Source organism: Streptomyces cellostaticus (genome assembly GCF_001513965.1).
Lineage (GTDB): Bacteria > Actinomycetota > Actinomycetes > Streptomycetales > Streptomycetaceae > Streptomyces > Streptomyces cellostaticus.
Genome location: NZ_KQ948029.1, coordinates 75,394 through 88,687, shown reverse-complemented (window position 1 = coordinate 88,687; position 13,294 = coordinate 75,394). Strand labels below are relative to the sequence as shown.

5 protein-coding genes are annotated in these 13,294 nt (G+C 70.7%); all 5 read right to left on the bottom strand.

Annotated features, from left to right (window positions below; genetic code table 11):
• Positions 1-28: 28 nt before the first annotated feature.
• Positions 29-1,339 carry an FAD-dependent oxidoreductase gene (locus tag AQI88_RS26055; protein ID WP_208615903.1) on the bottom strand — a complete coding sequence of 437 codons (1,311 nt, stop codon included), beginning with the start codon at positions 1,337-1,339 and terminating at the stop codon, positions 29-31.
• Between the two features lie 5 nt (positions 1,340-1,344).
• Positions 1,345-2,226: an ACP S-malonyltransferase gene (locus AQI88_RS26050; RefSeq protein WP_067003694.1), complete on the bottom strand. Its 882-nt coding sequence runs from the start codon at positions 2,224-2,226 to the stop codon at positions 1,345-1,347.
• A gap of 11 nt (positions 2,227-2,237) precedes the next feature.
• Complete coding sequence (locus AQI88_RS26045; protein WP_244184327.1) at positions 2,238-7,448, bottom strand: beta-ketoacyl synthase N-terminal-like domain-containing protein; 5,211 nt, start codon at positions 7,446-7,448, stop codon at positions 2,238-2,240.
• Positions 7,449-7,567: 119 nt separating this feature from the next.
• Entirely contained in the window at positions 7,568-8,410 is an 843-nt protein-coding gene (locus AQI88_RS26040) for a polyketide synthase dehydratase domain-containing protein (RefSeq protein ID WP_067003690.1), read from the bottom strand.
• Positions 8,407-13,275 (bottom strand): beta-ketoacyl synthase N-terminal-like domain-containing protein, encoded by a 4,869-nt coding sequence (locus AQI88_RS26035; protein WP_067003688.1) that lies wholly within the window; start codon positions 13,273-13,275, stop codon positions 8,407-8,409. Before AQI88_RS26035 ends, AQI88_RS26040 begins: the two co-directional genes overlap by 4 nt.
• Between the last annotated feature and the right edge of the window lie 19 nt (positions 13,276-13,294).

The window sequence follows — 13,294 nt, the reverse complement described above, 5'->3', positions numbered from 1 at the left end:
AAAGTGACGGCAGGCCGGAGGTGTTCGCTCATACACCCATGAATTCCTTGATGCCGCGGAACTGCCCGGCGGCGGGGGCGTCGTCCGCGAAGGGGTGCGAAACGCCCAGCCGGTCCGCGATCACCATGCCGGAGACGATCGCGCCCTCGTGCCCGGTGACGCTGGTGTCGGTGCCGCAGAACCAGAGGTTGTTCCGGCCCTGGATCTCGCTGAGCCGCTTCTTGCGGCGCACGTCGGCCGGACGGAGCTGGGGAAGCTTCCACTTGCGGCGGACGATGACGCGCTCGGCGTCGACCTCCTCCTGCGGGTCGAAGGTGATCAGGATGGGCGAGTCGACGTTCCGGTAGGGGTACAGCACGTTGCAGTTGCGGGTGAGGCTGCCCATCTGCTCCTCGGCGCGGGCGAGTTCGAAGCCCTCCGGCATCCGGAACTGGCAGTAGGCCTCGCCGCCCACCGGGCTGAGCCAGCTCTCGTCCTGGTGCAGCACGCTCTCGACCGGCACGTACGCGAAGTCCCCGAGCAGTTCCCGGTACTGCGGTTCGGAGGTGCGCAGCAGCCGCAGCGTCACGTCCGCGTGCGTGGCGAACACGACCTGGTCGAACTGGTGCTCCTGCCCGCCGGCCACCACCGTCGCCCCGGAGTCCGTCGGGATGACGGCTTCGACGGGCGTGTTCAGCCGGATGCGGTCGCCCAGCTCGCTCTCGATCCTGGCCAGGTAGCCGTGGATGCCGCCCTCGGCCTTGCGCCAGTACCCGGCGGAGAAGAAGGAAAGCAGGTTCATGCTGAACGACAGCGCGACGTACATGAGGTTGTAGTCGAGGGACGGCGCGTGGCAGCCCGAGTAGATGCTCAGGATCGGGTTCATCGCCTTGTACTTGAAGCTCTTGGAGTACCCGTTCTTGTCCAGGTACTCGCCGATGCTCATGTTCTTGTACGAGTCGTCGCCCGAGGTGGGCAGCTGGTTCATCTCCTGGTGGAACCGGTCGAACTCCTCGTGCAGCTCCTCACGCAGCTCGCCGAGGAAGTTGAGGTTGTTCCACGACTGCTGCTCGCCGGGGAAGTCCACGTGCACGGAGGACGGGGCGACGTAGGTGCCGATGCCGAAGTCGCTCAGCAGCCGGAACAGGTTGGGCGAGAGCTTCTCGTTGAAGTGCTCCACGCCCATGTCCACGTGGAGGGTGCCCTGGTCCGTCTCGACCGGGTGGCTGTAGGCGTGCCCGCCCAGGTACTCGCCCGCCTCGAAGAGGGTGACGTCGTGCTTTCGGGCCAGCAGCCAGGCCGCGACGGAGCCGGAGCCGCCGCCACCGATCACGGCGATCCTGCTGTTTGTTGTTTCCACGGTCATCACTTCCTGGGCTCGGCCTGCGGCGAGGATTCGTCGCCGAGGATCTCTGCGCTCAATTTGGTCAGCACCCGGCCGGGACCGATCTCTTCGAAGGTCTTGTGTCCCGTACGGGCTAGATACGTCACGGTCTGCCACCACCGCACCGGCTTCACGAGCTGGAAGACCATCTCCTCCAGCAGGTGCTGGGCGCCCAGCGTCCGGCCGCTCGTCGTGGAGACCACGGTCTTGGTGGGCGGCGCGAACTCCCGCTCCCGCAGGAACCGTGCGAACTCGCGCCGGGCCGGCTCCATGTGGCGGGAGTGGAAGGCCCCGCTGACCGGCAGCCACACACAGCGGTGGCCGATCTCCTCCAGCCGCGGCACCAGCTCGTCCAGGCGCGGCTTCGCCGCGCTGAGGACGACCTGGTCCCAGCGGTTGTAGTTGGCCACGTCCACGTCGAAGAACTCCAGTTGGACGAGGTGTTCGTCGATGTCGTTCGCCTGCGGTCCGAGGACCGCCACCATCGCCCCGTCCCGCGCCTCCTGCATGAGGGCGCCGCGCTTGGAGACGATCTCGAGCCCCTCGAAGAGGTCGAAGACGCCGGCCGCGAAGAGCGCCGGGTACAGCCCCAGGCTGTGGCCCGTCACGCACCGCACCGGCTCGTCCCCGTACTCCTCGGCGTACGCCAGGTACATCAGGCAGCTGACGAAGTAGATCGCCTGCTGTGTGTAGGAGGTCTCGTTGAGGAGCCCGTGCGGGTCCTTGAGGCACAGCTCGCGCAGGGAGTAGCCGACGATCTCGTCGGCCCTGTCGCACAGTCGGGGATAGGCGTCGAACACCTCCTCGCCCATGCCCAGGCGCTGCGAGCCCTGCCCGGGGAACATCACGACATCGCTGGCCATCGCCGCCCCCGTCAGTTCAGCTCGAAGACGGTGAACGGCGCCGCGTCGGACCTGGGGGCCGGGGCCGGCTGCACCGCCGGAGCGTTGCCGTCGACCGCCACGGACACGACTTCCTCCAGGGCCACGAGGACGTCGCCGTGCTCGTCGGTGAAGAAGAAGTCGTACGTGCGGGTCCGCTGGGACCCGCCCGGCCGGGCCACGCAGTGGCAGAACACCGCCTCGTCCCGCGGGGCCCGGACGACGGTCAGCCGTCCCAGGTGGTAGGGGACGAACACGGGCCCGCCCGGCGTCTGTTCGGCCGAGAGCAGGATGGACAGCTGCATGCCGCAGTCCAGCAGCGCGGGCGACAGGCCGTATCCCCAGTCGCGGTCCACGTGGATGAAGGCCCGCACCGCATCCGGTCCGACCTCGGCCCAGCGCACGCCGCGCAGCGGTTCGCCGTAGTCGTAGCCGAGCCGCCGGAAGGCGTCGTAGATCTCCCGCCGGTGCTGCCTGCGCGCGGCGGCGGGCAGGCCGGGCGGGCTGCCGACCGCGGCCTGCGCCCCCACCTCGGCCGTGCAGTGCACGTCGCCGGTGGCGCGGTCGACGAGCGACAGCTCGCCGCCGCGCTCGCGGACCTCGACGGCTTCGGGGTCGGTGATCCGCTTCTGCCACAGCACGTTCTTCAGCGAGCGGCCCTCGGCCCGTTCGGCGAGGAGCGAGAGCGTCCAGGCCGCAGGGGCCAGGGTCACGCCGTCGATCCGGTGGGCGGACACCAGCGAGGTGAGGGAGTCGAAGCCGGACTCCACGGAGTCGACCCAGTGGCGGTGGCGCAGGAACGGGTACGCGGGCAGCTCGACGGGGGTGGTCTTCGGGTAGTAGCTCTCCCAGTCCGGGGAGCCGCCCGACTCGTACAGGTCCGCGATGTCGCGGGCCGTGCGGGCGGACAGCTCCCCCACCGCCCGGGCCGCCCGGTCCTGGGACCTGGGACGGCTGCGCAGGTCCTGCTTGAGACCGCGGACGAGTTCGTCCTGGTCACGGCAGACGATCGCCACGCGGTGCGCGAAGCTGTCGCGGCAGCACGCGAGCGTGTAGGCCAGGGCGTCCATGTCCACCCGGCGCCCGCTCAGCCACTGCCGCAGCTCGTCCATGGCCAGCTGGAGCCCGGCGCTGCTGTGGTGGGAGAGCGGGATGACGTAGCAGTCCCGCCGCGAACCGGTGGCGCTCGTCACGGTTGCGGTGTTCTCGGGCACCCCGCGCAGTATCACGTGGGCGTTGGCGCCGCCCGCGCCGAACGAGCTCACGGCGGACACCAGGGGCAGGTCGGCGGGCCACCGCTCGCGCTGCGTGCTGAGCTTGAACGGGGTGGCCGCGAAGTCCAGGTGCGGGTTGGTGCGTTCCGCGTGCAGCGAGGGCACCAGGGAGCCGTGGCGCATCTGGAGCACCGCCTTGAGCACTCCGCTCAGGCCGGCCGCCGACTCCAGGTGACCGATGTTGGACTTCACCGAGCCCAGCCGGATCCGCTGGGTGCCGGCCGCGGCGTACGCCTTGGTGAGGGCCCGCAGTTCGATGGGGTCGCCCAGCGCGGTGCCGGTGCCGTGGGCCTCGACGTAGCCCACCTCCTCGGGGGAGGTGCGGGCCGCCGCGAGGGCCTTGGTGACGACCGCGTACTGGGCCTCGGGGTTGGGCGCGGTGTAACCGTTCGCCCGGCCACCGGCGTTGACCGCGGAGCCGCTGATGACGGCGTAGACGCGGTCCCCGTCGCGGAGGGCGTCCTCGGCGGGCCTGAGCACCAGGCTGATGACGCCCTCGCCGTCCACGAAGCCGTCGGCCCCGGCGCCGAACGGCCGGCACTCCCCGGTGCGCGACAGCATCTCCAGGCCGCACAGCAGCTGGTACTGGCGGGGGTGCGTGATGAGGTTGACGCCGCTGACGACGGCGCGGTCGCACTCCTGCGCGCGCAGGGCCTGGCAGGCGAGGTGCAGCGCGGTCAGGGACGCCGAGCAGGCGGTGTCGACGGCCATGCTGGGCCCGTGCCAGTCGAACTGGTACGAGGCGCGGTTGGCCATCGACCAGAACGTCGAGGTGGGCGGCTGCGCACCGGGTTCGGTGGCCGTGTGCCACGCGTATCCGCCGTTCATGACGCCGACGAACACTCCCGTGTCGCTGCCGGCGAGCCGGGCGCGGCTGTATCCGGCGTCCAGGATCGCCAGGTAGGTCTGCTCCAGGACGAGGCGTTCCTGGGGGTCCATGCGCGCCGCGTCGCGGGGGGTGATGCTGAAGAACGTGTGGTCGAAGGCGTCGATGTCGTCGATGAAGGCGCCGCGTTCGGTGTACGAGACGGGCTCGGGGCCGTCCGTCAGACGTGCGCCGAAGCGCTCCGCGGGCACGGTGGAGGTGCAGTCCAGGCCCTCGAAGAGGTTGTCCCAGAACTCCTTGGCGTTCGCCGCCTCGGGCAGCCGTGCGGCGATGCCGACGACGGCGATGTCTCCGGGGCGCGGCACGAAGTCGCCGGTGTGCGGGGCGCTCTGCCCAGCCTGCTCGGTCGGCTCGGCCTGCTCGGTCTGCTCCTGCCGCGCTGTGTTCCCGGCAGCGGCGGCCGGGGCCGGCTGTTCGCCGAAGGCCTGCGCCACCGCGTCGGCGTACTCGGTGACGAGATAGTCCACGAGCCGCGCCACCGTCGGGTACTCGAACCACACCGTCGCGGGCACATACCCCACCCGCTCACGCAACGGCTTCAGCAACTCCATCGAGATCAGCGAATCGATCCCCATGTCCCGGAACGGACGGTCACACTCGACCTCCGCCACGTCGAACCGCATCGTCTCCGCGATCACCTCACGGACGAACCGCTCCACCCGCTCCCGCACATCAACGACCTCGACGGCCTCGACAGCCTCGGCGGCCGGGGTGGCGGCGGTGGCCTCGGCCGGCGGCTCGTCCGCCGCGCCGGCCAGCGCGACCAGGACCTGCTGTCCGTCGCCGCCGTGGGGCCGTACGGCGCCGAAGCCTGCCTCGTGCATGAGCGAGCGCCACTGGTCACTGCTGAGCAGGGGGCTGTGCTCGATGCGGTACGGGTCGTTGCTGAGCCACCAGCCGTCGGTGAGACCGAAGGTCAGCGTGGCGTAGTCCTGGCGGGTCGTGATCTCGTTGAGGACGAGGATTCCGCCCTCCCGCAGCACCGTGCGCACGTTGCGGAGCGTGCCGGGGACGTTCGAGGTCGCGTGCAGGACGTTGGTGGCCACGACGATGTCGAAGGACCCGGTGTACTCCTCGGGCGGGTTCTCGATGTTGCAGATCTCGTAGGAGAGGAACGGGTAGTCGCCGCCGAAGGCGTCGCGCGCCTTGTGCAGGAACGCGTACGACAGGTCGGTGAAGTGGTAGCTCACCTCGCGCGGGTCCAGCTTCGGCAGCACGAACTTGGTGGTGCTGCCGGTCCCGGCGCCGATCTCCAGGATGCGCAGCGGGCGCCCGGCCGAGCGCCGCTGGTAGTTGGCCACCACCAGCGCGCAGATCCGGTTGAAGTAGTCGGCGATGGGGTTGCTCTGGTAGACGGGCGCGACGAGGTCGAAGGAGCCGTCGGGGAAGAGCACCTCCACCGCGTCGGTGGCACCGCTCAGCACGTCGGGCAGATGGTCGAGGCACCGGTCGAGCAGCTCGATGTGCCCTTCCAGCTCCGGGTACTCACGCAGGAGTTCGGCCCGCGGCAGGGACTGCGCCGAGGGCATCGCGCCGATGGCCTCCCGCAGCTTCGCGTACTTGGCGATCGTCGTCGCCGGCTGCGGCACCTGCCGAAGCCGCCACCGGGTGTAGGCCTCCAGACGCTCGGAGAGGTCCCGGTTGCGGGCGACATCGGTGTCGTCGCCCCTGAAGGCCGGCACCACGTCCTCGAGAACTGCCGTGGAGCCGGCGGGCGATGCCGCGGCGACGGGCTTGTGCGGCGTGATTCCCATGCGCTCCAACGCCTCTTCCGTTCCTTTCACACACGTGATCCGTCGGTGATCGGTCGCGAGGAACCGCTCGATGACCGCCAGCCCCTCGGCCGGCTCGATCGAGCCGATCCCCAGCCCTTCCATCCGCTCCCGGTACTCCGGCTTCGCGACGACCCCGATCTCGCCCCAGTAGCCCCAGTTGACGACCTTGGCGTCGATCAGCAGGGCCTGGTGGAGGAGGTCCGCGTAGGCGTCCTTGGCCACGCACGCGGCGGCGTAATTGCCCTGTCCCGCACTGGCGATGTAGGCCTGGACGGAGGAGAAGAAGAGGCAGAAGTCGATGTCCCTGCCGCGCAGCGCGTCCACCAGGTGGCGGGTGCCGTGCAGCTTCGGGCGCAGTACGTCGCTCAGCACCTGCTCGCTCATGGTGGCGAGGGTGGAGTCCTGGAGCACGAGCGCGGAGTGCACGACGCCGTGGATGACCTCGTGGGCGTCGAGCGCGCTCTTGAGCGCCGGGCCGTCGGCCAGGTCCACCTGGTGGTAGTGGACTGCGCGGGCGCCCGACTCCCGCAGCTGCTGTGCGCTCCGGGCGAAGTCCTCGGCCGGGCGGCGGCCGATGACGACCACCTCGGCCCGGTAGACGGCGGCCAGGTGCTCGGCGAGCAGACCTCCGAGTCCGCCGGTGCCGCCCAGGATGACGTAGGTACCTCCGGTCCGGAACGCCGAGCGGGCCGGCCAGGCAGCCAGCGACGCCGGTTCCATCGATGCGACGGCGTACTCGTCACCGCGGACGCAGACGGGCTTGTCCGACTCGGTCGGAAGAGGCCGGTCCAGGGCCGCGGACAGCGACGACGCGGTGAGGTCGGCGAGGCAGAAGACGCGCACCGACCAGTCGGGCCGCTCCTTGCCGAGGGCCTGTGCCAGGCCGACGTACACGCCGTCCACGGGATGCGTGGCGGCGGTGAACAGCGGGCTGTGCACCGCCTTGTCGGTGAACACGTCGAGGCGGACGCTCGGCCATCGGTCGAGGGCGTGGACGAGTTCGAGGAAGGCCGTGAGGTCCGCGTCGCGGATCCCGTCGGCCCATGGGGTGCGGCTGACGAACACCAGGTGTTCGCCTGCGGCCGGTGCGGCGGCGAGTTCGGCTATCGCCGCGTCGTGGAGCAGCACGACCCTGCTGTGCGGGAACCGCTCCGTCAGTTCCTGGTGCAGCCGGTGCTGTCCGGGCGGCACCAGGAAGGTGCGCGGTCCGTCCGAGCCGGCCTGCGGCGGGCCCAGTCGGCCGTGCGTCCACTGCGGGGCGAACACCATCGAGTCCACGGCGGCACGACGAACCAGCGAGACATCGGGGCGCGCTGTACCGGACGCGGCATTTCCGCTTCGCCATTCGTTGCGACTCAACAAAATCCCCTATGCCTAGGACGCCGGGTTCAAAGAGCGGGCTTCACGCCGAGGTCGAAAACCGAGAGAAGCGGTTCGTAATCCTCGTCGTATACCGTGAAGTTGGTCCTGAAAGGAGAAAGCTTTTCCGTCAGGACGAAAGCGGAGTCGGCCGGAAATCGCACCGGAGCGTGAAAGATCATATGCCCCATGGAGAAAGGCATCAAGCTGTCACGGTGTTCTCCGATGGAAATTGCCATGCCTGATTGGAAGGAACAGTCGAGGAGGTTCACCAGCCCCATCGGCGTTCCGTCGTTGTGCGACAGCCAGGCCAACGACCGCTGTCCGTACCGCTGCACATAGGTATTGCGGCGGAAGTACGGGCCGTAGTCGATGCCCATGTTCGAGAACTCTTCGTAGATGTCCCGTCGGGTGAGGTGGGACCGTGTGTTCGCGCAGATCTCGTCCCGCACGTCCAGGCCCACCGCGGCAGCGCGGTCCTGCCTCTCCAGCAGGAGCGTGCCCATGCCGCACAGCGCGCCGCGGTTGGTGACCGTGTAGTCCACCGTCGTCGCGCCGGGCGCGGACCTGAAGGCCACGAAGAGCTCGTCCAACGGCTCGTCACCGGAGACCGGCCGCAGCCAGGCGGCGTCCCGGATGGCGAACGTCCGTGTGTCCGGGCTGAGTTGGGCAGCGCCGCGCACCGCCATCTCCAGGCATGCGACACCGGGCAGCACGCGCCGGCCGCGCACCAGGTGCTCCCTCAGGTAGGTGTGCTCGGGGTCGATCCGCGCCCGGAAGGTGCCCGGCTCGCCGGCCGGGAGCAGCTGTACCGGCTCCACCGCGGCACCGCGTGCGCCGCGGGCGGTCGCCTCGTCGACTTCGGTCGTCATGGCGTTCGTCCCTCATCCGTGAACCAGAGATCCGTCTCTTCGAACGGATAGGCGGGCAGCCGCAGCCTGCGCGGCGCGGCCCCCGCGAACAGCGCCCGCCAGTCGACCGGTTGACCGGCCAGGTACCGCTCGCGGGCCGACTCGGCAGTCGGCTCGGGCGCGTCGTGTTCCCGCTCCGCCGGCGGCGCGTGGACCGGTTCGCCCGCCGTGCGCAGTGCGTGCACCAGATCGCCGGCGGAGGACGGGCACCAGGCCAGGCGGTACGCCAGGTGCTCGCGCCGGCACAGGGTGTACGAGAGGTCGAGCAGGTCCTGGTCCGACAGCGGCCCGGTCCGCTCGATGTGGTCGAGCAGCCTGGCCGTCAGCCTGCGCAGCGCCTGCGGGGTGCGCGCCGACAGCGGGACCAGCCGGGTCTGTGCGGGGGTGCCGCGCCGGGCGGGAGAGCTCGGCGGCGCGGAGAGCACGACGTGGGCGTTGGTGCCGCCGAAGCCGAAGGAGCTGATGCCGGCCACGCGTGGGGCGCCGTCGTCCTCCCACGGAACGTTCTTCTGCAGCACCTCGAAGGGCTGGTCCTCCAGGCTGATGCCGGGATTGAGCTCCTGGAAGTGCAGATTGGCCGGCAGGATCCGGTGCTCGAAGGCCTTGACGACCTTGGTCACGGAGGCGACTCCCGCGGCGGGCTCCAGGTGCCCGATGTGGGACTTGACCGCGCCGAGCCAGACGGGGCGCTCGGCGGGCCGCGGCACCAGCTGCTCCCAGGCCCGCTTCAGCGCGTCGATCTCGATCGCGTCGCCCAGCACCGTTCCCGTTCCGTGGGTCTCGATGTAACCGGTGCGGGCGGCGAGTTCGGGCGTGTAGGCGTCCAGGAGCAGGCTGTACTGGGCGTTGGGGTTCGGGGCGGTGAGCGAGTTGGCGCGGCCTCCGTGGTTCTCCGCCACGCTCTCGACCACCGCACGGATGTGGTCGCCGTCGGCGAGGGCGTCCTCAAGTCGCTTGACCAGAAAGCTTCCGTAGCCCTCGCCGCGGACGTAGCCGTTGGCCGAGGCGTCGAAGGCCGCACACCGGTGGTCGGGGGAGAGGAACCGCGCGGACTGGAGACCCTCGTTGATCTGGGAGTCGAGGATGAGGTTCGCGCCGCCGACCACAGCCGCGTCGCAGACCCCGGCGCGCAGGTCACGGCACGCCTTGACCAGCGCCACCAGGGAACCGGAGCAGGCGGTGTCGAGGACCGTGGAGGGGCCGTGCCAGTCGAACCAGGAGGAGATGCGCCCCGCGATGAGGCTCATGGAGTGCCCCACCAGCGAGTACGGTATCTGCCGCGCGCCCGCCCTGGCCTGGAGCAGCGCGTAGTCGTTCCCGGTGGCCGCCATGTAGCAGCCGGTGCGCGAGCCGCTCAGCTGGGAGGGGGCGTACCCGGCGTCTTCGAGCGTGTGCCAGACGGACTGCAGCAGCAGCCGCTGGCGCGGGTCCATCCAGCTCGCCTCGCGTGGCGAGATGGAGAAGAACCTGGCGTCGAACCCCTTGATGCCGGGGAGGAAACCGGCCATCTCACCGGGCAGTCGGCGCTCGGCAGGGGCGGGCCCGATGCAGTCCCTTCCGTCGAGCAGGGTCTGCCAGAACGCGTCGGGGTCCGGTCCGCCGGGCAGGACCGCCGAGAGGCCGACGATGGCCAGGCGGCCGTCGGTGCCGGGCCGGTCCGGTGCCGGTGCCGGTCGCGGCGCGGCCGTCGTCCGGGCGTCCCGCCGCCCCTCGGGCCGGCCCTCGGACAGCCGCGCGACGGTCTCGGCGACGTTGCGCAAGGTGTTCATGCGGTAGAAGTCGTGCGCGTGGACGACGACGCCGTACCGTTCGCGGATCCGTGCGGCGAGGATGTTGTAGCCGACCGAGTTGACGCCCTGATAGCCGAGCGGCCGGTCGGCGTCCGGTTCCGGGAGGCCCAGTTCACCGGCGACGAGCCGGCGCAGCTCGGCGAGGAGGTCCTGCCCGCCCGCCTCGCCGGTGTCCGCTCCGGCCCGCTTCTCGTCGGCTGCCGGTGCGGGCGTCTCGTCTGGCGGGTACAGGTCCAGCGAGGGCAGGGGGGCCTCGCTCAGCTTCTTGACGTCGGTCTTGCCGTTGGCCGTCAGCGGGATCCGGGTCAGCCGGTGCACGGCCTGCGGCACCATGTAGTACGGCAGGGTCTCCCGGCACCGCTCCCGTACCGCCGCGGCGTCGAAGTTCTCGGTGGCGGGCAGCCACACGAAGCAGCGCAGGTGCGGCTCGGGCTCCGGCCGCACGACGGCGACGACGGTCGCGGACGGCGCCTGGGCCGCCACCGCGGCGGCCACCTCGTCGAGTTCGATCCGGTGGCCGTTGACCTTGCGCTGGCCGTCCTTGCGGGAGACGTAGGTGAGGTGCGCCGGGCCTTCGTACCGGACCAGGTCACCGGTCCGGTAGGAGGGCGTGCCGTCGGGCAGCGCGGCGAAGGCCGTCGCCGGGGCGTTCAGATAGCCCTGGGCCACACAGTCGCCGGCGATCATCAGCTCGCCCCGCATGCCCGGGGCGACGGAGCGCCCGTCGGCGTCCACCACGTAGTAACGGGTGCCCAGTGCGGGCTCTCCCAGGTGGATGCGCCCGGCGTCGGTCACGCGCTGCCAGCTCGCCCAGATGGTCGCCTCGGTCGGGCCGTACATGTTGTAGACGGCCGCGCTCTGGCTGAGCAGGTACTCCGCGAGATCGCGGTCCAGGGCCTCCCCGCCGCACAGCAGCGTCATGGGCCGCCCGGCCCGCCAGCCGACGGTCTTCAGGATGCGCCAGGTGGACGGCGTGGCCTGGACGACGGTGGCCCCGCCCCTGTCGATGCGCTCGGCCAGCAAGGCAGCGCTGGTCCTGGCCTCGTCGGAGAGCACCTGGACGCTCGCGCCGCACAGCAGCGGCAGCAGAATCTCCAGGAGCGAGATGTCGAAGCCGATCGGGGTCAGGGCCACGATGCGGTCGTCCGGGCCCATACCGGGGTCCTGGCGCACGGAGTGCAGGAAGTTGACGAGGTTGCCCTCGCTCACCGCCACGCCCTTGGGGTTGCCGGTCGATCCCGAGGTGAACATCACGTAGGCGGTGCGGTCGGCGTCGGCCGCAGTCACCGGCCAGGCGTCGCGCGGCCCGGGGGCCCCGGCGGACGCGGTCAGCAGCGCGCCGTCCACCTCCCGCGCGGGGAGGCGGGGCAACAGCCGTGCCGCCCGGTCCCGGGTCGCCGCGTCCACCAGGACGGCGCCCAGATCCGCGGTCTCGGCCATGTACGCGAGCCGGCTGTCCGGCAGCCGGGGGTCCAGCGGTACGAACGTGCGCCCGAGCGCCAGCGCGGTCAGGTAGGCGACGGGGATCGCGGCCGAACGCTCCAGAAAGATGCCGACCGGCCGCTGCTGCGCCCGCGCGCCGTCGAGGGCCGGGGCACCGTCGGGGGCCAGGGCGCGGCCCAGTCGGTGTGCAGCGCCGAGCAGTTGACCGTAGGTGAGCGAGAGGTGGTCGTCCACGACGGCCACCCGGTCCGGGTCCTGTGCTGCGGTCTCGATCAGGGCCGCGCCCAGGCCCTGGTGGGCCGGGGTGGGCCGGACGGCCCCCTCGGCCACCGGTTCCAGCGGGCGCGACAGGTCGCACTGCGACGGCGGCCGGTGCGGCTCGGCGATCACGAACCGGGCCATGCGCAGGAAGTTGGTCGCCAGCGCCGACAGGGCCGAAGGCGACAGCACGCGCGTGGCGGAGTCGAAGGAGAGGTGGATGCCCTGCTCGTCGGAGCTGAAGTTGACGCTCAGTTCGCTGGAACTGCCGGTGTCGGGCTTGCGGACCCAGGAGACGTCCACCCCGCTCAGCTCCGGCACCGCGGTCGGCAGCATCGCCGAGGAGGAGTTCACGACGAGATTGAGGGCGCTGCCGCCCTGGTCCACCGTGCGGCCGTGCTCGGTCGCGGCCAGGGCGAGCAGGTCGAACGTCGGGAAGCCCTGGTGGTCCCTCAGCTCCTCGCGCTGCGCGCGCACCTGCTCGAGCAGCGCCAGCCCGGACGGCCCCGCCCGCTCCGCCGAGACGTCCAGCCACAGCGGCAGCAGATTGGTGTGACAGCCGTAGGAGGCTCCGTACGCCCGTGTGTCCACGGTGTGCGCGACCACGACGGATCGGTCGTCGTCGCCGTAGGCGTGCACGAGGGCACCGGTGACGCCCACCACGAACTGGAGCAGGCTCAGCTCGTGGTGGCGCAGGAACCGGTGGATGTCCTCGGCCTGTTCGCCGGTGATCGTCTCCTTGACCGAGATACGGCGGCCGTCCTGGTGAGGCACCGGGCTGGAGAAGGGCAGCGGCTGGTGCAGCCGGCGGCCCGCCAGCATCGACCGCCAGTAGGAGGCGCTCGCTGCGGCGTCGGACCGAGTCGCAGTGCCGAACGACCGTTCAAGGACCGGGGTTTCGCCCTGCCAGCAGGCGCTGAGGGCGGCGAGGAAGGGCGCGTAGCAGCCGCCGTCGAACACCACATGACTGAAGTCCAGGCGGAGCAGCAGCTTTTCCCCGGACTCCCGCCAGAACCGGAAGCGGAAGAGCTCCTGGCCGGTGGGGTCGATGCCGCCGGGGTCGAGGAGGTTGTCCTGCCGCTCGCAGCCCCGCAGCACCCGCCGGGGCACCGGACGGCTCTTCGCCACCAGTTCTCCGCCGACTTCGGTGAAATAGCAGAGGAGTCGCGGGAACGCGGTGGAAACCACTTCCCGCAGTGCGTCGTCGAGACGGTCGGTGTCGACGTCTCCGGTCAGCGCGTACACATAACTGACGGTGAGTCCCGGGTCATCGGGATTCTGCTGGTACCGATACCACTGAAAGCGCTCGTAGGCGCTCGCCTGTCGCTCCGTCATGCACACACAGACCTTTCAT

Coding starts and splice junctions, on each gene's coding strand:
- AQI88_RS26050 (WP_067003694.1), bottom strand. CDS start 2,226: ATGGCCAGCGATGTCGTGATGTTCCCCGGGCAGGGCTCGCAGCGCCTG.
- AQI88_RS26045 (WP_244184327.1), bottom strand. CDS start 7,448: ATGGTGTTCGCCCCGCAGTGGACGCACGGCCGACTGGGCCCGCCGCAG.
- AQI88_RS26040 (WP_067003690.1), bottom strand. CDS start 8,410: ATGACGACCGAAGTCGACGAGGCGACCGCCCGCGGCGCACGCGGTGCC.
- AQI88_RS26035 (WP_067003688.1), bottom strand. CDS start 13,275: ATGACGGAGCGACAGGCGAGCGCCTACGAGCGCTTTCAGTGGTATCGG.